Origin of the sequence: Nocardioides sp. (assembly GCF_047607365.1) — a bacterium.
Lineage (GTDB): Bacteria > Actinomycetota > Actinomycetes > Propionibacteriales > Nocardioidaceae > Nocardioides.
Genome location: NZ_JASGDD010000118.1, coordinates 1 through 21,573, shown reverse-complemented (window position 1 = coordinate 21,573; position 21,573 = coordinate 1). Strand labels below are relative to the sequence as shown.

Below are 21,573 nucleotides of genomic sequence, written 5' to 3'. Positions count from 1 at the left end.
TCACGATGAGGCGTCGGCCGATCAGGCCGCCTCGAGGACGACGGCCGGCCGGCGTACCACCAGGGTGAGAGCGGCCGCGAGCGAGAGCAGTCCGATGATCAGCGCCGTGACGAAGCCCGGGTGCCCGCCGGCCATGAAGTCGCCGGCCTTGCCGAAGGTGGCGTAGACCGAGGCGATCACCGCGAAGCCGATCGCGCCGCCGAGCTGCTGCATGGTCTGGAGCAGCCCCGAGGCCGCCCCGGCGTGCTCGGGCTCGACGCCCTGCAGGGAGACCGCGGTCAGCGGCATGAAGCTCAGGCCGCTCGAGATCGCCATCAGCCACAGCGGACCGAAGACGGTCCAGTAGCCGTCGGCGTTGTGCAGGCCGAGGAGCAGGGCGAAGGAGAGCACCCGGCCCACGGCGCCGATCACGATCAGCCGGTGGGTGCCGTAGCGGGCGACCAGTCTCGGCACCACCCGTGACAGCGTGAAGATGGTGAGCGGCATCGGCAGGAAGGCGAACCCGGCCGTCATCGGGCCGAACTCCAGGGTGCCCTCGAAGAAGAGGACGAGCAGGAAGAACATCGCCATCATCGAGCCGTAGGCGCCGGCCATGGTGAAGAGCGCGGCCACGCGGCTCCGGTCCTTGAGCAGGCCGAGACGCAGCAGCGGGTGCGGGTGACGCGCCTCGGTGACGCCGAGCAGGACGATCAGCGCGGCCGCCACCGCGAAGCCGCCGATGGTCTGCCACGAGCCCCAGCCGAAGTCCTCGGCCTTGATGACCGTCCACACGACCATCGCGGCGGCGCCGGTCGCGGAGACGGCGCCGACGAAGTCGAAGCGGCCGGGCCGGCGCGGCGTCTCGGAGACCCCACGGCGTACGGTCGCGAGCACGAGGAGCCCGATCGGCACGTTGATGAAGAGCGTCCAGCGCCACGAGGCGACATCGGTGAGCAGGCCGCCGAGGAGGAGGCCGAGGCCGGCGCCACCGGCGGACACCGCGGTGAACTGCGACAGGGCGCGGTTGCGGGCGGCCTCGGTGGGAGCGCTCGTGGTGAGCAGCGCGAGCACCGACGGCGCGGCGATCGCCGCACCGGCGCCCTGGAGGGCACGCGCGATGACGAGCGTCTCGGGGTTCGGGGCGAGGCCCCCGATCAGGGAGAAGAGGGTGAAGATCGCGAGGCCGAGCCAGAAGACCCGGCGCCGGCCGAAGACGTCGCCGAGCCGGCCGCCGAGGAGCAGCAGGCCGCCGAAGGTCAGCGCGTAGGCGTTCAGCACCCACGACAGGCCGCCGGTGGAGAAGCCGAGGTCGGCCTGGATGTGGGGGAGGCCGACGTTCATCACGGCGGCGTCGAGCACGAGCATGAGCTGGGCGAGCAGCACGACGTAGAGGCCCCAGCTGGTCGAGGGGCGCACCGCTGCGCCCCGCTCGGCCCGGTTGAGGGCGCGCGAAGGAGAGGTCACAGACATGGGAGGGAGTCCTGTTCTGGCCTGGTGAGGCCGAGGTAGGCTTTAATTGGAGAGATTCTCCGCTTGATGAGAACATTAGCGGAGACAGTCTCCGTTTATCAAGTGGGATCGGCACGAGAGGTGGATCACGGCATGCGGGCGGACGCGGCGCGCAATCGCGACAGGATCATCGAGGTCGGTCGGGCGCTCATCCGCGAGAAGGGCATCGACGCCACCTCGATGGACGAGATCGCCAAGGCGGCCGGCGTCGGCGCCGGCACGCTCTACCGCCACTTCAAGACCAAGGACGAGCTCTACGAGGCGGCGATGCTCGCCTGGGCGGAGACCGTCGGCGCCGCCGTCGACACCGCGCTCGCCGTCGAGGGCGACGACCGTGACCGCCTGCTCGCCTGGCTCGAGTCGTACGCCGGCTTCCTGACCGCCCACAAGGGCGCGGCGTGGCGGATCACGGCCGCGATGGGCGATCCGGACTCGCCGTACGCGATGAAGTGCCGCACGTATCTCAACGCCAACGAGCGCGTCCGCGCGAGCCTGCCCGGCATGCGTCCTGACGTCGACGCGATGGAGATGGTCCGGCTGGTGGGCGGGATCGCCGCCGTGATCGACAACAGCGAGCTCGGCCCGGGCGCCGTCAAGCCGCTGCTGACCGTCGTGGCCGACGGTCTCCTCGCCTGACGGCGACGGTAGATTGGCGGCCGTGACGACGTCGCCCGATCAGCCCGGTCAGCCTGCCCATCTCGACACCGTCTCCGTCGCCGCGGGCGACCCCGACAAGGTCCAGCCGTGGTCCGAGCTGGGGCTCAAGGAGGACGAGTACGCCGCCATCCGCGACATCCTCGGGCGCCGGCCGACCGGGGCCGAGCTGGCGATGTACTCGGTGATGTGGTCCGAGCACTGCTCCTACAAGTCCTCGAAGGTCCACCTGCGGCAGTTCGGCGAGCTTTCGGATGCGATTGCCCAACGTCGGTCGGACTCGGACGCGGACTCGGACTCGGGGGCGCCCGGCGCGATGCTCGCGGGGATCGGGGAGAACGCGGGCGTGATCGACGTCGGCGAGGGCTGGGCGGTCACGTTCAAGGTCGAGTCGCACAACCACCCGTCGTACGTCGAGCCGTACCAGGGCGCGGCCACCGGCGTCGGCGGCATCGTCCGCGACATCCTCGCCATGGGCGCCCGGCCGGTCGCGGTGATGGACCCGCTGCGCTTCGGCCCGCTCGACGAGCCCGACACCCACCGGGTGCTGCCCGGAATCGTCGCCGGCATCGGCGGCTACGGCAACTGCCTCGGCCTGCCCAACATCGGCGGCGAGGTCGTCTTCGATCCGACCTACCTCGGCAACCCGCTCGTCAACGCGCTGGCCGTCGGCGTGCTGCGCCACGAGGACCTCCATCTCGCGAGGGCCTCCGGCGCCGGCAACCTCGTCATCATGTACGGCGCCAGGACCGGCGGCGACGGCATCGGAGGAGCCTCCATCCTTGCGAGCGTCGAGTTCGACGAGGACGGCCCCGCCAAGCGCCCCTCGGTGCAGGTCGGGGACCCCTTCATGGAGAAGCTGCTCATCGAGTGCACGCTCGAGCTGTTCGCGTCCGGCATCGTCCGCGGCATCCAGGACTTCGGCGCCGCGGGCATCTCGTGCGCCACCTCCGAGCTCGCCGCGGCCGGCGACGGCGGCATGCACGTGCACCTCGAGCGGGTGCCGCTGCGCGACTCCACGCTCACCCCCGAGGAGATCCTCATGAGCGAGTCGCAGGAGCGGATGATGGCCGTCATCGCGCCCGAGGACGAGGCGCGGTTCTACGCGATCTGCGCGAAGTGGGACGTCGAGGCGGCGACGATCGGGACGGTCACCGGCGGTGGCCGGCTGGTCATCGACTTCCACGGCCGGACCATCGTCGACGTCGACCCCCGCACGGTCGCGCACGAGGGCCCCGTCTACGAGCGGCCCTACCAGCGGCCCGAGTGGCAGGACGACCTCCAGGCGGACGTCGCGGAGAGGCTGCCACGGCCCTCGACGCCGTACGAGATCCGGGAGACGTGGCTGCGCCTCGTCGGCTCGCCCAACCTCTGCGACAAGTCGTGGATCACCAGCCAGTACGACCACTACGTGCGCGGCAACACGGTGCTCTCCAAGGGCTCGGACTCCGGGATGATCCGGGTCTCGGAGTCGTCGGGGCTGGGGGTGGCCGTGGCGACGGACGGCAACGGGCGGTTCGCCAAGCTCGACCCGTACGCCGGCGCGCAGCTCGCCCTCGCCGAGTCCTACCGCAACGTGGCGACCGTCGGGGCGACGCCGCTGGCGGTCTCCGACTGTCTCAACTTCGGCTCGCCCGAGGACCCGGCCGTGATGTGGCAGTTCGCCCAGGCCTGCGCCGGGCTCAAGGACGCCTGCCTGGAGCTCGGCGTGCCGGTCACCGGCGGCAACGTGTCGCTCTACAACCAGACCGGCGAGGTCGCGATCCTGCCCACGCCCGTCGTCGCGACCCTGGGCGTGATCGAGGACGTCACCCGGCGTACGCCCTCGCGGTTCGTGGCGCCGGGCCAGCGGATCTTCCTGCTGGGGGAGACCCGCGAGGAGCTCTCCGGGTCGGAGTGGGCCCACGTCGTCCACGGCCACCTCGGCGGTCTCCCGCCGCTGGTCGACCTCGCCGCCGAGCAGCGCAACGCCGCCCTGTTGCGCGCTGCGCGCGACCTGGTGACGTCGGCCCACGACCTCTCCGAGGGGGGCCTCGCCCAGGCGCTCGCCGAGGCCTCGATCCTGTCGGGCATCGGGGCGCAGGTGGCCCTCTCGGCCCCCGCGTTCGCCGACCCGTTCGTCGCGCTCTTCTCCGAGTCCTCGGCCCGCATCCTCGTCACGACGCATCTGGAGGACGGCGCCGCCTTCCTCCGTGCCGCGTCGGCGGCCGGCGTGGTGGTGACCGAGATCGGGGTCACTGGCGGGGCCACGGTGACCGTCGAGGGCCTCTTCGACATCCCTGTCACCGAGCTCGCCGACACCTGGCGCCGCACCCTCCCCAACGCTCTCTCCGGCGACTCCGCCGCCGCCCCCGCCAACCACTGACCCGCCCCGCCCGCCCAGACTCACGAGACTTAACTGCTGGTCAAACCCGCCCAGCTGGCCTGCGCAACCCGCTTTCACCAGCAGTTAAGCCAGCAGCGAAGCCGCCGGCGTTGGCGCAGGCGGAGGCACTTGCCGAGCTGCGGGCATGGGAGAAGGTGCTCCCGGCCGGGGCCGCGTTCACCGGCCTCTCCGCCGCCCGTGCCCACGGGCTCTGGCTGCCGCCCCTGCCGGCCGACCTGCCGGTCATGGCGGCGCTGGCGCGTCGGGAGTACGAGACCACGCCCGTCCGCGACGGCCTGGTCGTCATCCGCCATCCCGTCGCTCCGGCCTCGATGACCGTGGGCGGCGCGCGGGTCGTGACGGTGGCCGAGTGCCTGGTGTGCTGCTGTCGCCACCTCGGCCTCCTCGACGCCGTGGTCCTCCTCGACTCGGCGCTTCACCAGAGGCTGTGCACGCTCGACGAGCTGGCGATCATCGCGCGCCGGAAGCGTCGCGGCGTCCGCCTCCTCCGGGCCGCGCTGGAGCTCGCCGACGGGCGGTCGGAGTCGGCGTGGGAGACGATGCTCCGCCTGCTCCACGTGTCCTGCGGTGTCGTGGTGACGCCCCAGGTCGATCTCTTCGACGAGCGCGGCCGCTTCGTGGCACGGGTCGACCTGATGGTCGACGAGACCGGCCAGATCCAGGAGTACGACGGCGCGCAGCATCGTGACGCCGTCGTACAGCTCGACGACCTGGCTCGGGAGCGACGTCTCGCCGACATCGGCCGCACGCGGCGGGCGTACGTCGCCAGGCATCTCCTCCAGACGCCGGAGGTCGTCCTCGAGCCGATCGGCGCGGTCACCGGGCGGCGCCTCAGCGTCCGACCCTGGCGAGATCTGCTGGAGTCGAGCCTCTACCGCGACCCCGGCCGGGCGGAGTTCTCACGCCGTCTCGGTGCCGGCCCGCTCACCTGGACCTGACAGCGGACGCAACTGCTGGTGAAACCGTCCGATCCGGCTCCTCCGCCAGCCATTGACCAGCAGTTACGTCGAGACGGACGCAGCGGCCCGCCAGACCTCCGGGCGCGGGACGGATCGGACCGACGCCGACAGGGTGGGGATCAGCGCGACGCCGATGAGCAGCGCTCCGATCACGAGGACCGACTCACGACCGCCGAGGTGGGTCAGGAGCACGCCGGCCAGCAGCGGCGCCACCGGCATGGTTGCCATCGCCACGAACTGCATCGCCGACTGGGTCCGACCCAGCAGCTCGGGAGGTGTGATCGCGGTCCGATAGGCGCCCGCGCCGGCGTTGCCCGCGGGGTTGATCAGGAGCACGAAGGCGAGCAGTGCCGCGACCAGCCAGGGGCTGTTCCAGATCGCCAGCGGGATCAGCATCGGCAGCTGCAGCCAGGAGATCGCGATCGCCAGCATTCCGGTGGGGACGCGCTCGATCAGCCACGGTGCGATCGCGGCGCCGACGATGCCCGCGATCCCGCCGGCCACCTCGATCAGCGAGATCGTCAGCGGCGCGACGCCCGCCGCGATCAGACGGAGGATCAGCAGCAGGAAGAGCGCGTTGGCGAGCAGGTTGATGCACGGCGCCCAGAAGAGGATCACCCGGAAGAGCGGCACCCGCCAGCAGAACGCGAGCCCCTCGCGGATGTCGGCCGCCGGTCGCGTCGGGCCGCCGGTGCGGGCCATCGCCGGCAGGGGAGTGCGCAGGCGGAGCAGCATCGCCCACGCCACCGCATAGCTGAGGGCGTCGGCCAGGAACGGCAGCCATCGCGTGATGCCGAACAGCGCGCCGCCCAGCGGTGCCCCGAGCAGGGAGGCGACGTGCTCGCGCGCCTGCATCTGGCTGTACGCCGCCGGCAGGTCCTCGGTCGGAACGATCGTCCGGATCGCCGAGGACTCCGCCGGGGAGAAGAGCCCGGTCGAGACGCCCGACACGAAGGCGGCCACGAGCAGGTGCGGCAGTGTCAGCAGGCCGAGGATGCCGGCCACCGCCAACGAGGTGTAGGACGCGATGCCGAGCAGCATCGCGCCTCGCATCAACCGCCGCCGGTCGCGCCGGTCGGCGAGCACCCCGCCGGGCAACAGCATCCCGACCAGCCCGACCAGCAGTGCCGCCTCCGCGGCCGCGGCCCAGAAGGCGCTGTGCGTCAGCGCGTAGCCCACCAGCGGGAACGCGAAGCCGCTCACCCGGGTGCCGAGCGCCGACAGCGTCTGCCCCATCCAGAGGACGGTGAAGTCCCGGTTGTGCGCCAGATCCCGGAATCCCGTCATATCCACAACATTAGGTGCGCAATAATCATTGCGCAATATGTCGTGCGAAATCGCTAGGATGCTCCCATGGCGACGTACGACGACCCGCGCATCCTCCGCGCGATCGCCCACCCGACGCGCAACCGGATCCTCGCCGAGCTCGGCGCCGCGGGCACGGCTCGCGCCGCCGACCTCGCCCACGCGCTCGACATCCCGGCCAACCAGGCCAGCTTCCACCTGCGGCAGCTCGCGAAGTACGGCCTGGTCGCGGAGGCTCCCGAGGAGGCCCGGGACAGGCGCGACCGGGTCTGGCGACTGGCCGCCGAGGACGGGATCAGCTTCCGCACGAGCGACGTCCTCGCCCAGCCGGGCGGTCCCGCCGCCGTCGAGGTCTTCCATCGGAGTGCGACGGCCCGCGGCCACCACCTGGTCGAGTCCGCCTACGCCCGGCCCGGAGACGACGACGTGCAGCGGGTCGTCACCGAGGAGGCCATCCGGCTGACCGGCGAGGAGGTCCTGGCCCTGAGCGCCGAGCTCCATGCGGTCGTGGAGAGCTGGCGCCGGCGGCTGAGGGAGGACGGCGGCGACGCCGAGCGCACGACGTACTCCGTCTATCAGCTCATGCAGCCCTATCCCGATGTCCTCGACGACGTCCCGGCGCCGGTCCGCGTGCGCGGCTTCGGCCCACCCACCGACGCCTGAGCCCGGCGAATAGGCTGGCGATCATGCTGAGCACCGACGAGCTGAAGACCCGCGTCCAGGCCGAGCTCCCCGGGGTGATCGAGGATCTGAAGGCCCTCGTGCGGATCGAGTCCGTCAGCGCCGACCCCGAGCGGCTGGCCGAGGTCGAGAGGTCGGCCACCGCCACCCTCGAGCTCTTCCGCAACGAGGGCGTCGACGCCCGGATCGTGCGCGCCTTCGACGGCGCCCCGCCCGCCATCGTCGGCGAGAAGCGGGCGACCCGCCCCGGTGCGGGCGACGTGCCCACCGTGCTGCTCTACGCCCACCACGACGTCCAGCCCGAGAACGACCCCGCCGACTGGGACTCCGCGCCCTTCGAGCCGACCGCGCGTCCGGATGGCCGGGGCGAGCTCCGCCTCTACGGCCGTGGCGCCGCCGACGACAAGGCGGGCGTCCTCACCCACGTCGCGGCTCTGCGGGCGCTGGGCGACGACCTCCCCGTCAACGTCCGGCTCTTCATCGAGGGCGAGGAGGAGGTGGCGTCCGCGACGCTCCCGCAGCTGCTGAGCCAGTTCGAGGACGACCTCCGCGCCGACGTCATCGTCATCGCCGACTCGGGCAACTGGGACATCGGCGTGCCCGCGCTGACCACGTCGCTGCGCGGCCTCATCCGGGTCGACGTCGAGGTCGCCACGCTCGACCACGCGGTCCACTCCGGCATGTGGGGCGGTCTCGCGCCGGACGGGCTGATGGCGCTGATCAAGCTCCTCGGCACTCTCTGGGACGACGACGGCACTCCGGCCGTGGCCGGGCTCCACCGCGGTCCGGCCGCCGATGTCGACTACCCGGAGGAGCGCCTGCGCGCCGAGTCCGGCGCCCTTCCGGGGCTGGAGTGGGTCGGCACCGGCCCGGCCGTCGAGCGGCTCTGGACCCAGCCCGCCATCACGGTCACCGGCCTCGACGCGCCCAAGGTCGCCGGCGCCTCCAACACCCTCGTCCCCTCCGCCCGCGCCCGCGTCACGATCCGGATCGCGCCCGGGGACACCGCGAAGGACGCCGAGACCGCCCTGCGCGCGCACCTGGAGAAGCACACGCCCTGGGGCGCGACCGTCACCGCGACCCTCGTCGACGCGGGCGAGCCGATCGCGCTGGAGGCCAGCGGTCCGGCGTACGACGCCGCGCGCGGTGCCTTCGCGGAGGCCTGGGACGGCACCGCCCCGATCGACATGGGCGTCGGCGGCTCGATCCCCTTCATCGCGGAGTTCCTTGAGGCGTTCCCTGGCGCCAGCGTCCTCGTCACCGGCGTCGAGGACCCCGACACCCGCGCCCACGGCCCCAACGAGGGTCTCCACCTCGCCGAGTTCGAGCGCGTCCTCCTCGCCGAGGCCCTTCTCCTGCGCAACCTCGGAGCCATGCCCTAGGTTGCAGCCATGGCGACCAAGCTCAACCCCTACCTCCGCTTCAAGGACGACGCGCGCGACGCGATGGAGCTCTACAAGAGCGTCTTCGGCGGCGAGCTGACGGTCTGGACGTTCGGCGATCTCGGCTCCGAGGGCGACATCGCGACCCTCGTCATGCACGCGTCCCTCGTCACGCCGAGCGGCTACACGCTCTTCGCCTCCGACACCCCGCCCGGGATGGAGACGACGCCGGGCACGAACATCGTCGTCTCGCTCTCCGGGCCGGCCGAGGACGCGGCCGAGCTGCGCGGCTACTGGGAGGCCCTCGCCGCCGACGGCACCGTCCACGTCCCGCTGGAGAAGCAGGTCTGGGGCGACTTCTACGGCCAGCTGGTCGACTCCTACGGCGTCGCGTGGATGGTCAACATCGGCCAGGACTGATCGCGTGCCGCGACTGCGACCCGCCGCCCCGCTCGCCGTGGCCGAGGCGCTCGGCCGCGTGGAGGCGGGCAGCGCCGAGCGGGCCGACCTCAAGCTCCTGACCAAGCACTTCCTCGCCCTCCTCGAGGCGAGGGCGCCGGGCCGCAGCGTCGAGGTCCGGGTGCCGCCGTACGCCGCCGTCCAGTGCGTCGAGGGCGTCCGGCACACGCGCGGCACCCCGCCGGCGGTCGTCGAGACCGACGCGCTCACCTGGATCCGGCTCGCCACCGGCGACCTCGCCTGGGCCGACGCCGGCCCCGCCGTCCGCGCCAGCGGCGAGCGCACCGACCTCGCCCCGTGGCTCCCCCTCGCCGACCGCCGAGATGCCCGGAGAAGCGGCCGCCGCCCGTAGGATGGCACCTGTGTGCGGCGTATTCGGCGTATGGGCGCCGGGCGAAGAGGTCTCCAAGCTCACCTACTTCGGCCTCTACTCGCTCCAGCACCGCGGCCAGGAGTCGGCCGGCATCGCGGTGAGCAACGGCCGCCAGATCCTCGTCTACAAGGACATGGGCCTGGTCTCGCAGGTCTTCGACGAGACCAAGCTCGACTCGCTCCAAGGACACATGGCCGTCGGCCACGCGCGCTACTCGACCACCGGCGCGAGCACCTGGCAGAACGCGCAGCCGACCTTCCGGCCCAGCTCGGTCGGCTCGATCGCGCTCGGCCACAACGGCAACATCGTCAACACCCACGAGCTGCGCGACCTCGTCGACCTGCTGCCCTCGCCCGCCGACGAGCTGGAGATCCAGCGCTCGCAGGGCGCGATCTCGACCAACGACACCAGCCTCCTCACCGAGCTGCTCGCCCACCACCCCGACACCTCCGTCGAGGACCGCGCGATGGAGCTCCTGCCCCAGATCCGCGGTGCCTACTGCCTCGTCTGGATGGACGAGGACACCCTGTACGCCGCCCGCGACCCGCACGGCATCCGGCCCCTCGTGCTCGGCCGGCTCGACACCGGCTGGGTCGTGGCCAGTGAGGACGCCGCGCTGGCCACCATCGGCGCGAGCGTCGTCCGCGAGGTCGAGCCCGGCGAGCTGCTCGTCATCAACTCCGACGGCCTGCGCTCGCGCAAGTTCGCCCAGCCCGAGCGCAAGGGCTGCGTCTTCGAGTACGTCTACCTCGCCCGCCCCGACGCCACCATCGCCGGCCGCGGCGTCCACGAGGCCCGCGTCGAGATGGGGCGCCAGCTCGCCCGCGAGTTCCCCGTCGAGGCTGACCTCGTCATGCCCGTTCCCGAGTCCGGCACCCCGGCCGCCACGGGCTACGCCGAGGAGAGCGGCATCCCCTTCGGCCAGGGCTTCGTCAAGAACTCCTACGTCGGCCGCACCTTCATCCAGCCGTCCCAGACGCTGCGCCAGCTCGGCATCCGGCTCAAGCTCAACGCGCTCGAGCACATGATCCGCGGCAGGCGGATCGTCGTCGTCGACGACTCGATCGTGCGCGGCAACACCCAGCGGGCCCAGGTCCGGATGCTCCGCGAGGCCGGGGCGCTCGAGGTCCACGTCCGGATCTCCAGCCCACCGGTGAAGTGGCCCTGCTTCTACGGCATCGACTTCGCGACCCGCGCCGAGCTGATCGCCAACGGCCTGGACGTCGACGAGATCGCCTCGTCGATCGGCGCCGACTCGCTCGGCTACATCTCCCTCGAGGGCATGGTCGACGCGACCCGTCAGCCGATGAGCGCGCTGTGCACCGCCTGCTTCACGGGCAGCTACCCCGTGCCGCTTCCCGACGAGAGCCAGCTGGGCAAGCACCTCCTGGAGGTGTCGCTCTCCGCGCCGACGCTCGGCAAGGCCCTGCCCGTGCTCAACAACCCGTGAGGACCGCCCTGTGACCCATGCCACTGAGTCTCCGGCGCAGAGCGCCTACGCCGACGCCGGCGTCGACATCGAGGCCGCCGACCGTGCCATCGACCTGATGAAGGAGTGGGTCGAGAAGGCCCGCCGGCCGGAGATGCTCGGGGGGCTGGGCGGCTTCGCCGGCCTCTTCGACGCGAGCGCGCTGACGTCGTACCGGAAGCCGCTGCTGGCCACGAGCACCGACGGCGTCGGCACGAAGGTCGCCATCGCGCAGGCGATGGACATCCACGACACGATCGGCTTCGACCTCGTCGGCATGGTCGTCGACGACCTCGTCGTCTGTGGGGCCGAGCCGCTCTTCATGACCGACTACATCGCGACCGGCAAGGTCGTCCCCGAGCGGATCGCCGCGATCGTCAAGGGCATCGCCATGGCCTGCGCCGAGGCCGGCACCGCCCTCGTGGGCGGCGAGACCGCCGAGCACCCCGGCCTCCTCGCCCCCGACGAGTACGACGTCGCCGGCGCCACCACCGGCGTGGTCGAGGCCGACGGCCTGCTCGGCGCCCACCTCGTCGCCCCCGGCGACGTCGTGATCGCGATGGCCTCCAGCGGCCTGCACTCCAACGGCTACAGCCTCGTCCGCCACGTCCTCCTCGGCGGCCTGGACGCCTCCGGCCGCCGCCGGGCCCTGGAGCGGCACGTCGACGAGCTCGGCTCGACGCTGGGGGAGGAGCTCCTCGTCCCCACCCGGCTCTACACCCGGCCCGCGCTGCGCCTGGCGCGTGAGGTCGCCGGCACCCACGCGATGAGCCACGTCACCGGTGGCGGCCTGGCGGCCAACCTCGAGCGCGTTGTCCCCGGCACCGTGTCGGTCACGGTCGACCGCTCCACCTGGACGCCCGCGCCGATCTTCGACCTCGTCCGCCGGACGGGCGACGTCGCGCAGCCCGACGTCGAGGCCACCCTCAACATGGGCGTCGGCATGATCGCCCTCACCGCCCCGGAGGGCGTCGACGCGACGCTCGCGATCCTGGCCGAGAGCGGCATCCACGCCTGGGCGGCCGGCGAGGTCACGGCGGCCGCGGACGGCCTGGCCGGGCGCGTCTCGATGGTCGGCCAGCACCCCGGTTGGTGACGTTCACCTCAATTCGCGGACGGCGAACACGCAAACTGGTCGTCAGTGTGCGGATACCGCATCCCACCGGGTAGCGTAGGGCTCACGATATCTTTGTGAGATGCCCGGGAGCCTGTGGCCCCGGCCTACGTGCGAGGGGGCTGACCCTATGGGGCGCGGCCGAGCGAAAGCCAAGCAGACCAAGGTCGCTCGCGACCTGAAGTACCGCACTCAGGACACGGACTTCGGTGCCCTGGCGCGCGAGCTGCACGGCGGGCATGATCCTGCGGACAGCGAGCAGGACGCCGACTACGGCGCCTGGTCGGACTACGCGGAGGACTCGCGCGACTGACCCTGCGGGGTCCCACGGGGTCGCGGTGACCCCGTGTCACACGTCCGTTGCAGAACCTTCATGTGGTCGAAGGTTTCGTTCCAGCCCTGCGTTGGTAGTCTCATGCCTGCAACAGGTGCAGTTCCGTCGGGTCGTTCGGTCAAGGCGTAGGCAGCATTGCGTTGTGAGGATGTCGATTCTGGCTTCCTCTCGCCCCGACTAAGGAGAACAAGAGCACATGGCTCAGGGCACCGTTAAGTGGTTCAACGCCGAGAAGGGCTTCGGCTTCATCGCGCAGGAGGACGGCGGCGACGACGTCTTCGTGCACTACTCGGCCATCCAGACCAACGGCTACAAGTCGCTCGATGAGAACCAGAAGGTCGAGTTCGACGTCACGCAGGGCCCCAAGGGCCCGCAGGCGGAGAACGTCCGTCCTCTCTGATCTCCATCGCGAGTACGACAACAGGCCGGTGCCCCTTCGGGGCGCCGGCCTGATTCGTCCCACGGCACGTCGACGGCGACAGTCTGGAAAGGACTACTGGTGAGGGCCCCTCGGCCGTTCATCGCGGTCGCCGCCGCAGCCGCCGTCTTCAGCCTCTCGGGTTGTGCGTTCCTCGAGAAGGACACACCGGACGGTGGGATCGCGGTCGGGTACAACTCTGCCGGCCATCCCGTGGTGACCCTGCACACCTGCGAGGGATCGTTCGATCACATCGAAATTCGCCACATGCTCGGCGGCGGCAAGTCGAAGGTCATCGGGTCCTACAAGACCACCAAGCCAGTGACCGGATCAGCGACCATCGACCTCGAGAACCTCACCGATGGGTGGACCGCAACGACTGACCTCGAGCAGGTCCCCGGCCTGACCACGGCCTGGGCATGGGGCAGTCACAAGGGCTCGGGGGGGTCGAACCAAGCGACCTTCACCTTCGCCGGCCTTGCCACCCTGCCCGCCGACAACGTGATCAGCGATCTCGGTTCAGCTGCGGACGGCACCCTCGACGGGGACGTGGGTCCGACGATGACACTGAATGCGTTCCATCAGGACCTGTGCAGTCGCTGGAACTAGTAGGTCGCGGCCCGCTCGCGCCGGGGAATCCAGTCGTGACGGATCACCGGCCTACCCGGGATCGCGTCGTCGCGCCAGATGACCCACGCCTTCGTGTGAGCGTCGTTCCTGACCGAGCGAGATGTTCCTTGACCGTCCGTGGGGTTTCACCGTTCCAGCGATGGGTACGTCATCACCGTGACCGAGTCGTTCGACGCGTCCCTCGAGGACGCGGACCTGATGCAGGAGGTGGAGTTGACCACCAACCTGATCGTGGCCGCGAGCGAGACCGACGAGCACCTCACCCAGGCCGAGATCGACGAGATCCTCGGCCTGAGCGGCTAGGCCCTAGCAGCTCGCCCAGAGGACCGGGCCCGACGAGAGGTCCGACAGGACCGACTGGTCCTTCCGGGGCGTGAGGTCCATCGTGACCCGCGACCCGTCCGCCTCGACCTTGCCCAGGCGGAACCGGTCGCGGAAGGTGCCCCCCTGGCCGGGAGCGTCCCCGGTGGCGAGCGTCGCGCGGGAGTCGGCGTCGTGCCGGGCGGTGGCGTCGTTCTCGAACTGCATCGCCACCCGCACGTGCCCCGCGTCGGGCGCGTAGCCCATCGCGAAGCCGGTCATCGGGTCGACGCCGCCGGCCGCTTCGAGCAGGACACGCGCCTGGGCCTGGTCGAGCTCGTCGGCCTGGCTCATCGCGAGGTGGCCGCAGGTGTAGTCACCGGAGTAGACGACCGCGGACAGCGGCGTCCTCAGCGCCGACGCGGCCGCCACCATCTGCGGGTTCGGGTCGACCATGTCGCGGTCGGCGACCTTGGTCGCGTAGTCCGAGTTGTCGCTGGTGATCACGAGCCCGTCGCGGAGCTCGACGTTCTGCAGCTCCGGGGTGAGGCCCAGCTCGGGGTCGGTGGCCTTCTTCAGCGTCGCGGCCCATGTCTCGGGGTCGGCGACCTTGAGCACCTCGACGGCTCCGTCGTCGGCCTGCGCGAACAGCTCCCACTCGACGTCGCTCAGGTGCAGCCCGAGCCGGTCCAGCTCCGAGGCCGAGGTCACCAGGGCCGAGACCGAGGAGAGGTCGGCGGCGTAGGCACGGTCGAGGATCCCGTCGGTGCCGCCGGTCGCGCCGACTTCGTCGACGATCGCGGACCAGTCCGTCCAGGAGATCCGCTGGGCGTCCCCGGGCACGAGCTCGAGGCCGCGCACCAGGCCCGAGCGGTGGGCGGCGTGCCACCACGCCGAGCCGCCCCAGATGAGCAGCAGCGCGAGGACGGCGGCTGCCACGACGACGGCACGACGCCTCGCCTCCGCCGACCTCCGCACGATCAGACACACTAGTCAGGTGTCACAGCGCCGTGCCGACCTCACCGACCTCACCGACATCGTCGCGGCGGGGGCGGTCGTCTTCCGCCCCGGGAGCAAGGGCGGCGAGGTCCTCCTCGTGCATCGGCCGAAGTACGACGACTGGTCGTTCCCCAAGGGGAAGCGCGATCCAGGCGAGACGACCGTCGCCGCCGCCGTACGCGAGGTGGAGGAGGAGACCGGGCTGCGCATCCGGCTCGGCCGGCCACTGGCCACGCAGCGCTACGCGACCTCCCGGGGGCCGAAGCAGGTCCACTACTGGATCGGGCGGGTGCTGCCGGGCACGAGCCACGACGTCGCCGCCTACGCCGTCAACGACGAGATCGACGAGGTGGCGTGGGTGCCAGTCGCCAAGGCCCGCAGGCGACTGACCTACGACTACGACCGCGAGACGCTCCGCGAGGCGCTCGTCGAGCCCCGGCGTACGCGCACCGTGGTGATCGTGCGGCACGCCGAGTCGCGCGCTCGGTCGACGTGGCGGGGCGACGACCGCCAGCGCCCCCTGCTCGCCGCCGGCCGTGCCCGTGCCGAGCGGCTGGTCCCGGTGCTCGCCGCCTACGGGGTGGAGCGGATCGTGACCAGCCCGAGCGCCCGCTGCGTCCAGACCGTCTCCCCGTACGCCGGCGCCGCCGGCCTCACGCCCGCCACCGAGGCGCTCCTCAGCGAGGAGGGCGCCACCCCACCACTGACCCGCGCGCTCGTGGCGGGGCTGCCGGGCAGGCGTCCCGTGGCCGTGTGCACCCATCGGCCGGTCCTGCCGACCGTCGCCGCGGCCTTCGGCCTGGCCGACCCCGGGCTCGAGAAGGGCGAGCTGCTCGTCCTGCACCTGCGCAAGGGCGAGCTCCTCGCCGTCGAGCGACTCTGAGAGACGCGTTCTCCACCACGCCTCCGAGCCTGCCGTCAAGGGCCGCGCGGCGGAGTTCACCGTGGCTTCGCTCGCACGGCCGCTCGGGTCCACCAAGACGGCATCGTGGGGTCATCTCGTGTTCACCTTGGCCTCCGAAGCAGGTCACTTCGGCTTCCTAGCGTCTCCGCGACATCATCGAAGATTCAAGGAGACAACAGAAGTGAACGCCACTTCCCTCCGCCGGGTGATCGTGCCCGGCGTCGCCGCCCTCGCGGCCGCCACCACCCTGACCGCCTGCGGGTCCTCCGACAGCTCCGACGGCGACGCCGCGAGCGGACTGAAGGGCTCCGTCACCGCCGGTGGCTCCTCCGCTCAGGAGACGGCCCAGGAGGCCTGGCGCGCCGGCTTCGGCGCCGACAACCCCGACGTGACCATCAGCTACGACCCGGTCGGCTCCGGCACCGGCCGCGACAACTTCTACTCCGGCGCCTACGCGTTCGCCGGCTCCGACTCCGCCATCCCGGACGCCGACCTGGAGAAGGCCAAGGCCGCCTGCGGCGACACCGACCCGATCGAGATCCCGGTCTTCATCTCGCCGATCGACGTCATCTTCAACCTGCCGGGCATCGACAGCCTCAACCTCGACGCCGCCACGCTGGGCAAGATCTTCAGCGGCGACATCACGAAGTGGAACGACGACGCGATCGCCGCCCTCAACGACGGTGTCGACCTGCCCGACACGGCGATCTCGCCGGTGCACCGCAGCGACTCCTCGGGCACCACCGACAACTTCACCGACTACCTCTACAAGGCGTCGGGCGGCACGTGGAAGACCGAGCACAGCAGCGACTGGCCGACCCAGACCGGCGAGGGCGCGGAGAAGACCGCCGGCGTCATCGGCGCGGTCACCGACGGCGAGGGCACCATCGGCTACGCCGACGACTCCGCCGTCGCGTCCACCGACCTCGGCAAGGTCTCGGTCAAGGTCGGCGACTCCTTCGTCGCCCCGTCGGCCGACGGCGCCGCCGCCGGCCTCGCGGCCTCCGAGCTCGCCAGCGGCACCGCCGACACCGAGCTGGTCTACGACATCAACCGCACGTCCACGGACGCCTCGGTCTACCCGGTCTTCCTGGCGTCGTACCTCCTCGCCTGCCAGACCTACGACGACCAGGCCACCGCCGACATCGTCAAGGGCTTCGGCAAGTACATCGTGTCCGAGGCCGGCCAGAAGGCCGCCTCCGCCAACGCGCTGTCGGCTCCGCTCCCGAGCGACATCGCCGACAAGGCCACGGCGATCCTGGACAAGATCGCCGCGAAGTGACGCAGACCCCTCGGAGCCAGGGCGACCGGATCTTCTCCGGCCTCGCCCTGGCTTCCGGCCTCACCATCCTCGTCACGCTGGCGGCGGTCTTCGTCTTCCTGCTGATCAAGGGCCTGCCCGGCGTCAACGCCGACCCTGAGATCTACGGTCCGTCGACCGACAACTTCTGGGGGTACGCCGGCCGCCTGCTCTTCGGCACCACGCTGGCCGCGGTCATCGCGCTGGTCATCGCGGTGCCCTTCTCGGTGGGGCTGGCGCTCTTCATCACCCACTACGCGCCGCGTCGCCTCGCCACCCCGGTCGCCTATCTGATCGACCTGCTGGCCGCCGTCCCCTCGGTCGTCTTCGGTCTCTGGGGCGCGCGCTCGCTCGCGGTCGCCTTCCAGCCGATCCAGAGCTGGCTGGCCGAGCACGCCTCGTGGATCCCGCTCTTCAAGGGTCCGGCGTCGGCCACCGGCCGCACGATCCTCGTCGCCGGCATCGTGCTGGCGATCATGTGCGTGCCGATCATCACCGCCATCTGCCGCGAGGTCTTCGCGCAGACCCCGCGCCTCAACGAGGAGGCGGCCCTCGCGCTCGGCGCGACCCGCTGGGAGATGATCCGCTACGCCGTCTTCCCCTACGCCCGCTCCGGCATGGTCGCGGGCGTCATGCTCGGCCTGGGCCGCGCGCTCGGCGAGACGATGGCCGTCGCCATGGTCCTCTCCGCGACGCCCATCGTCAGCCTCAACCTGATCTCCTCGACGAACCCGGCGACCATCGCGTCCAACATCGCGTCGAACTACAACTCGGAGGACAGCCGGATCCAGACCGTGCTCCTCGCCACCGGCCTGGTGCTCTTCCTCTTCACCTTCGTGGTGAACTTCGCCGCCCGGGCGATCTCCTCGCGCGGGAGGGCCGCATGAGCACCCTCCTCGAGAAGGCGCCCGCCCCCGCCTCGCGGCCGCTGGTCATCGACCGCGCCCGGCGGTACAAGGACCGGGCCGTCACCGCCGTCATCTGGAGCGCGTTCGCGGTCGCGCTCGTGCCGCTGGTCTGGCTGATGTGGGTCGTGATCAGCAAGGGCGTGCCGGGGATCAGCATGGACCTGCTCACGCACGACATGGTGCAGCGGCTCAACCCCGACACCGGCAAGCTGGAGGTCGGCGCGGGCCTCGCGCACGCGCTCATCGGCACCCTCATGGTCACCCTCGGGGCGATCGTGATCTCGGTCCCGATCGGCCTCTTCACCGCCGTCTACCTCGTCGAGTACGCCGGCAAGAACCGCATCGGCAAGGTCATCACCTTCCTGGTGGACGTGATGACCGGCATCCCGTCGATCGTCGCCGGCCTCTTCGCGCTGGCGCTCTTCACGCTGATCTTCGGCGTCGGGACCCGGATGGGCCTGATGGGCTCGATCGCGCTCTCGCTGCTCATGATCCCCACGGTCGTCCGCTCCGCGGAGGAGATGATGCGGCTGGTGCCGACGGATCTCCGCGAGGCGTCGTACGCGCTCGGGGTGCCGAAGTGGCGCACGATCACCAAGGTCGTCATCCCGACGGCGCTGGCCGGCATCGTGACCGGCGTCGTGCTGGCGATCAGCCGCGTGATCGGCGAGACCGCTCCGCTGCTCGTGGCGGTCGGCACGTTCGAGAAGGTCAACTACAACCTCGCCGACGGCCGCATGATGACGCTGCCGGTCTACATCTACACCCAATATCTCCAGGCGACCCCGAGCGGCATCCAGCACGCCTGGTCCGGGGCGCTCATCCTGATCGTCCTCGTGATGGTGCTCAACGTCATCGCGCGCGTGATCAGCTGGATCTTCTCCCCTAGGAAGGGCTGAGCATGGCCACCTCCATCGACGTCAGCGACGTCAGCATCTACTACGGCGACTTCAAGGCCGTCGAGGGCGTCGACATGACGATCAAGGCCCGGTCGGTCACCGCCTTCATCGGTCCGTCCGGCTGCGGCAAGTCGACCTTCCTGCGCACCCTCAACCGGATGCACGAGGTCATCCCCGGCGCGCGCGTCGAGGGCAAGATCGCCGTCGGCGGCCAGGACCTCTACGACCCCGAGGTCGACCCGGTCGCCGTGCGCCGGATGATCGGCATGGTCTTCCAGCGGCCCAACCCGTTCCCGACCATGTCGATCTACGAGAACGTCATCGCCGGCAACCGGCTCAACGCCAAGAGGCTGTCGAAGTCCGACGCCGACGCGATCGTCGAGCGGTCGCTGCGCGGCGCCAACCTCTGGAACGAGGTCAAGGACCGCCTCGGCAAGCCCGGCATGGGCCTCTCGGGCGGCCAGCAGCAGCGGCTCTGCATCGCCCGCGCCATCGCGGTCGAGCCCGAGGTGCTGCTCATGGACGAGCCCTGCTCGGCACTCGACCCGATCTCCACGGCGGCCGTCGAGGACCTGATCCACGAGCTCAAGGACCGCTACACGATCGTCATCGTGACGCACAACATGCAGCAGGCGGCCCGCGTCTCCGACGACACCGGCTTCTTCAACCTCAAGGCGGCCGGTCAGCCCGGCCATCTGGTCGAGTTCAACCCGACGAAGAAGATGTTCACCAACCCGGACAACGAGGCCACCGAGCAGTACATCTCCGGCCGCTTCGGCTAGGGACAGGTCGGAGGGACCGGTCGGCGTCTCCGCGGCCGACCCCGCCGACATGCCCCGAACCGGGCCGTTCCCCTACAGTTTGGCGGGTGCGATTCCGTATCCGCCCGGTAGACACCTCGTTCTACGACCTGTTCACCGAGTCGGCCAAGCACCTCGTCGTGGGTGCCGGGCTGCTTGCCGAGATGCTCGACCCCACCGCCGACCGCGAGGACGTCGCCCGGCGCATGCGCGAGGCCGAGCACGCGGCCGACGAGACCACCCATGCGATCGTCAAGCGGGTGAACTCGGTCTTCGTGACGCCGTTCGACCGTGAGGACATCTACGACCTGGGCGGCGGCCTCGACGACGTCATGGACGACATGGACGAGGTCGTCGACATGATCCAGGTGTACGCCGTCAAGGTGCTGCCCCCGGAGCTGGGCGACCAGGTCGCGGTGCTCCAGCGCTGCGCCGAGCTGACCGCCGCCGCGATGCCGAGGCTCCAGTCGATGAAGTCGCTGGAGGACTACTGGATCGAGGTCAACCGCCTGGAGAATACCGGCGACAAGAACCACCGCCGGATCCTCGCCCAGATCTTCTCGGGGGAGTACAAGGCGGTCGAGGTGCTCAAGCTCAAGGACATCGTGGAGAAGCTCGAGGCGGCCATCGACGGGTTCGAGCGGGTCGCCAACATCATCGAGCAGATCGCCCTCAAAGAGTCATGACGCTGGCGATCGTCGTCGCGGTCGTCGTCATCGCCCTCGCCTTCGACTACACCAACGGATTCCACGACGCCGCCAACGCCATCGCCACGTCGGTCTCGACGCGGGCGCTGACGCCGCGGGTCGCGCTCACGCTCGCGGCGGTGATGAACTTCGTCGGCGCGCTGCTCGGCCAGAAGGTCGCGCACACCGTGGCCGACACCATCGACCTCGACGCCGCCGACGCCCGGCACGCGCTCGTCATCGTCCTCGCGGCGCTGCTCGGCGCGATCACCTGGAACCTCATCACGTGGTACTTCGGGCTGCCGTCCTCCTCCTCGCACGCGCTCATCGGCGGGCTGGTCGGAGCGGCGATCGCCGCCGGCCCGGACGTCGCGGACATCCACTGGCAGACCATCGTCGACAAGGTGCTCATCCCGATGGTCGCGTCGCCGCTGGTCGGCTTCTCGCTCGCCTTCCTGGTGATGCTCGCGATCATGTGGATCTTCCGGGCACGCCCGGCGGTCAAGGTGCTGCGCGGCTTCCGGATGGCGCAGACCGTCTCCGCCGCCGCGCTGGCGCTCGGCCACGGCCTCCAGGACGCGCAGAAGACGATGGGCGTGATCTTCCTGGCGCTGGTCGCCTCGGGTCACGCCGCCGCGACGGACGGACTGCCGCTCTGGGTCATCATCGGCGCCGCCGGCGCGATCTCGGCCGGCACCTACTCCGGCGGCTGGCGGATCATGCGGACGCTCGGCCGGCGGATCATCCACCTCGACCCCGCCCGGGGATTCGCCGCGGAGGCGGTCGGCGCCGCGGTGCTGTACTCCACGGCGTACCTGTGGCACGCGCCGATCTCGACGACCCACACGATCACCTCGGCCATCATGGGCGCCGGGGCCAGCAAGCGGCTCAACGCGGTGCGCTGGTCGGTCGCCGGCAACATCCTCTTCGCCTGGGTCTCGACCTTCCCCGCCGCGGGCATCGTCGCCGCGGCGGTGTACTGGGTGCTCCGCCTCGTCCTCCTCTGACGCCGAGTGGGGCTTCCCCTCACCCCGAGTGGGGGCGAGGCTCGCCCCCACTCGGGGTGAGGAGAAGCCCCACTCGGCGTCAGAGGAGGACGAGCTTCAGCAGCCAGTAGACCACCGCG

Annotated in this window: 23 protein-coding genes; 20 read left to right on the top strand and 3 right to left on the bottom strand. The window is 70.9% G+C overall.

The genetic code is table 11. The features are described 5' to 3' along the window. Positions 1 to 21: 21 nt before the first annotated feature. Positions 22 to 1,449: an MFS transporter gene (locus tag QM572_RS09075; protein WP_415092249.1), complete on the bottom strand. Its 1,428-nt coding sequence runs from the start codon at positions 1,447 to 1,449 to the stop codon at positions 22 to 24. A gap of 132 nt (positions 1,450 to 1,581) precedes the next feature. On the opposite strand from QM572_RS09075, the gene QM572_RS09070 reads away from it, so the two are divergent. From QM572_RS09070 to QM572_RS09060, 3 genes are all read left to right on the top strand, one after another. Next, positions 1,582 to 2,124, top strand: a complete 543-nt coding sequence (locus tag QM572_RS09070; RefSeq protein WP_415092247.1) for a TetR/AcrR family transcriptional regulator — start codon at positions 1,582 to 1,584, stop codon at positions 2,122 to 2,124. Positions 2,125 to 2,146: 22 nt separating this feature from the next. After that, entirely contained in the window at positions 2,147 to 4,507 is a 2,361-nt protein-coding gene (gene purL, locus QM572_RS09065; protein ID WP_415092245.1) for a phosphoribosylformylglycinamidine synthase subunit PurL, read from the top strand. A gap of 110 nt (positions 4,508 to 4,617) precedes the next feature. After that, on the top strand, positions 4,618 to 5,466 hold the full coding sequence (locus QM572_RS09060) for a hypothetical protein (protein WP_415092243.1): 849 nt from the start codon (positions 4,618 to 4,620) through the stop codon (positions 5,464 to 5,466). A gap of 63 nt (positions 5,467 to 5,529) precedes the next feature. On the opposite strand, the gene QM572_RS09055 is transcribed toward QM572_RS09060, so the two are convergent. Next, on the bottom strand, positions 5,530 to 6,774 hold the full coding sequence (locus tag QM572_RS09055) for an MFS transporter (RefSeq protein WP_415092241.1): 1,245 nt from the start codon (positions 6,772 to 6,774) through the stop codon (positions 5,530 to 5,532). Positions 6,775 to 6,840: 66 nt separating this feature from the next. Between QM572_RS09055 and QM572_RS09050 the strand changes: the two genes are divergently transcribed. The 10 genes from QM572_RS09050 to QM572_RS09005 all read left to right on the top strand — a co-directional run bounded on the left by QM572_RS09050 (position 6,841) and on the right by QM572_RS09005 (position 13,954). Next, positions 6,841 to 7,455 (top strand): ArsR/SmtB family transcription factor, encoded by a 615-nt coding sequence (locus QM572_RS09050; RefSeq protein WP_415092239.1) that lies wholly within the window; start codon positions 6,841 to 6,843, stop codon positions 7,453 to 7,455. Positions 7,456 to 7,478: 23 nt separating this feature from the next. After that, entirely contained in the window at positions 7,479 to 8,855 is a 1,377-nt protein-coding gene (locus QM572_RS09045; RefSeq protein WP_415092237.1) for a dipeptidase, read from the top strand. 9 nt (positions 8,856 to 8,864) lie between these two features. Continuing rightward, entirely contained in the window at positions 8,865 to 9,275 is a 411-nt protein-coding gene (locus QM572_RS09040; protein ID WP_415092235.1) for a VOC family protein, read from the top strand. 4 nt (positions 9,276 to 9,279) lie between these two features. Beyond that, positions 9,280 to 9,666, top strand: a complete 387-nt coding sequence (locus tag QM572_RS09035; protein ID WP_415092233.1) for a sterol carrier family protein — start codon at positions 9,280 to 9,282, stop codon at positions 9,664 to 9,666. A gap of 1 nt (position 9,667) precedes the next feature. After that, complete coding sequence (purF, locus tag QM572_RS09030; protein ID WP_415092231.1) at positions 9,668 to 11,137, top strand: amidophosphoribosyltransferase; 1,470 nt, start codon at positions 9,668 to 9,670, stop codon at positions 11,135 to 11,137. 10 nt (positions 11,138 to 11,147) lie between these two features. Next, positions 11,148 to 12,251, top strand: a complete 1,104-nt coding sequence (gene purM / locus QM572_RS09025; protein WP_415092229.1) for a phosphoribosylformylglycinamidine cyclo-ligase — start codon at positions 11,148 to 11,150, stop codon at positions 12,249 to 12,251. A gap of 148 nt (positions 12,252 to 12,399) precedes the next feature. Beyond that, positions 12,400 to 12,582, top strand: a complete 183-nt coding sequence (locus tag QM572_RS09020; protein ID WP_415092227.1) for a DUF3073 domain-containing protein — start codon at positions 12,400 to 12,402, stop codon at positions 12,580 to 12,582. A gap of 217 nt (positions 12,583 to 12,799) precedes the next feature. Beyond that, positions 12,800 to 13,003, top strand: a complete 204-nt coding sequence (locus QM572_RS09015) for a cold-shock protein (RefSeq protein WP_045548871.1) — start codon at positions 12,800 to 12,802, stop codon at positions 13,001 to 13,003. Positions 13,004 to 13,237: 234 nt separating this feature from the next. Continuing rightward, positions 13,238 to 13,630 carry a hypothetical protein gene (locus QM572_RS09010; RefSeq protein ID WP_415092224.1) on the top strand — a complete coding sequence of 131 codons (393 nt, stop codon included), beginning with the start codon at positions 13,238 to 13,240 and terminating at the stop codon, positions 13,628 to 13,630. Positions 13,631 to 13,807: 177 nt separating this feature from the next. After that, the gene (locus QM572_RS09005) at positions 13,808 to 13,954 is read left to right on the top strand and encodes a hypothetical protein (RefSeq protein ID WP_415092222.1); all 147 of its coding nucleotides are present in this window, start codon (positions 13,808 to 13,810) and stop codon (positions 13,952 to 13,954) included. Between the two features lie 3 nt (positions 13,955 to 13,957). On the opposite strand, the gene QM572_RS09000 is transcribed toward QM572_RS09005, so the two are convergent. Beyond that, the gene (locus QM572_RS09000) at positions 13,958 to 14,929 is read right to left on the bottom strand and encodes a hypothetical protein (RefSeq protein WP_415092220.1); all 972 of its coding nucleotides are present in this window, start codon (positions 14,927 to 14,929) and stop codon (positions 13,958 to 13,960) included. A 19-nt stretch (positions 14,930 to 14,948) separates the two neighbouring features. On the opposite strand from QM572_RS09000, the gene QM572_RS08995 reads away from it, so the two are divergent. From QM572_RS08995 to QM572_RS08965, 7 genes are all read left to right on the top strand, one after another. Further along, the gene (locus tag QM572_RS08995; RefSeq protein ID WP_415092219.1) at positions 14,949 to 15,833 is read left to right on the top strand and encodes an NUDIX hydrolase; all 885 of its coding nucleotides are present in this window, start codon (positions 14,949 to 14,951) and stop codon (positions 15,831 to 15,833) included. A gap of 202 nt (positions 15,834 to 16,035) precedes the next feature. Beyond that, the gene (pstS, locus tag QM572_RS08990) at positions 16,036 to 17,136 is read left to right on the top strand and encodes a phosphate ABC transporter substrate-binding protein PstS (protein ID WP_415092218.1); all 1,101 of its coding nucleotides are present in this window, start codon (positions 16,036 to 16,038) and stop codon (positions 17,134 to 17,136) included. Further along, positions 17,133 to 18,041 (top strand): phosphate ABC transporter permease subunit PstC, encoded by a 909-nt coding sequence (pstC, locus tag QM572_RS08985; RefSeq protein ID WP_415092217.1) that lies wholly within the window; start codon positions 17,133 to 17,135, stop codon positions 18,039 to 18,041. The genes pstS and pstC overlap by 4 nt, the downstream gene beginning before the upstream one ends. Continuing rightward, the gene (gene pstA, locus QM572_RS08980; protein WP_415092216.1) at positions 18,038 to 18,961 is read left to right on the top strand and encodes a phosphate ABC transporter permease PstA; all 924 of its coding nucleotides are present in this window, start codon (positions 18,038 to 18,040) and stop codon (positions 18,959 to 18,961) included. The genes pstC and pstA overlap by 4 nt, the downstream gene beginning before the upstream one ends. 2 nt (positions 18,962 to 18,963) lie before the next feature. After that, positions 18,964 to 19,743, top strand: a complete 780-nt coding sequence (gene pstB / locus QM572_RS08975; protein ID WP_415092215.1) for a phosphate ABC transporter ATP-binding protein PstB — start codon at positions 18,964 to 18,966, stop codon at positions 19,741 to 19,743. Positions 19,744 to 19,829: 86 nt separating this feature from the next. Further along, entirely contained in the window at positions 19,830 to 20,447 is a 618-nt protein-coding gene (locus QM572_RS08970; RefSeq protein ID WP_415092214.1) for a DUF47 domain-containing protein, read from the top strand. Further along, positions 20,444 to 21,454: an inorganic phosphate transporter gene (locus QM572_RS08965; protein ID WP_415092212.1), complete on the top strand. Its 1,011-nt coding sequence runs from the start codon at positions 20,444 to 20,446 to the stop codon at positions 21,452 to 21,454. Before QM572_RS08970 ends, QM572_RS08965 begins: the two co-directional genes overlap by 4 nt. Positions 21,455 to 21,573 lie beyond the last annotated feature (119 nt).

Excerpts from the sequence above, each read along its gene's own strand:
- QM572_RS09075 (WP_415092249.1), bottom strand. The coding sequence starts at position 1,449 with ATGTCTGTGACCTCTCCTTCGCGCGCCCTCAACCGGGCCGAGCGGGGC.
- QM572_RS09070 (WP_415092247.1), top strand. The coding sequence starts at position 1,582 with ATGCGGGCGGACGCGGCGCGCAATCGCGACAGGATCATCGAGGTCGGT.
- QM572_RS09055 (WP_415092241.1), bottom strand. The coding sequence starts at position 6,774 with ATGACGGGATTCCGGGATCTGGCGCACAACCGGGACTTCACCGTCCTC.
- QM572_RS09050 (WP_415092239.1), top strand. The coding sequence starts at position 6,841 with ATGGCGACGTACGACGACCCGCGCATCCTCCGCGCGATCGCCCACCCG.
- QM572_RS09045 (WP_415092237.1), top strand. The coding sequence starts at position 7,479 with ATGCTGAGCACCGACGAGCTGAAGACCCGCGTCCAGGCCGAGCTCCCC.
- QM572_RS09040 (WP_415092235.1), top strand. The coding sequence starts at position 8,865 with ATGGCGACCAAGCTCAACCCCTACCTCCGCTTCAAGGACGACGCGCGC.
- purF (WP_415092231.1), top strand. The coding sequence starts at position 9,668 with ATGGCACCTGTGTGCGGCGTATTCGGCGTATGGGCGCCGGGCGAAGAG.
- QM572_RS09020 (WP_415092227.1), top strand. The coding sequence starts at position 12,400 with ATGGGGCGCGGCCGAGCGAAAGCCAAGCAGACCAAGGTCGCTCGCGAC.
- QM572_RS09015 (WP_045548871.1), top strand. The coding sequence starts at position 12,800 with ATGGCTCAGGGCACCGTTAAGTGGTTCAACGCCGAGAAGGGCTTCGGC.
- pstA (WP_415092216.1), top strand. The coding sequence starts at position 18,038 with ATGAGCACCCTCCTCGAGAAGGCGCCCGCCCCCGCCTCGCGGCCGCTG.
- pstB (WP_415092215.1), top strand. The coding sequence starts at position 18,964 with ATGGCCACCTCCATCGACGTCAGCGACGTCAGCATCTACTACGGCGAC.
- QM572_RS08965 (WP_415092212.1), top strand. The coding sequence starts at position 20,444 with ATGACGCTGGCGATCGTCGTCGCGGTCGTCGTCATCGCCCTCGCCTTC.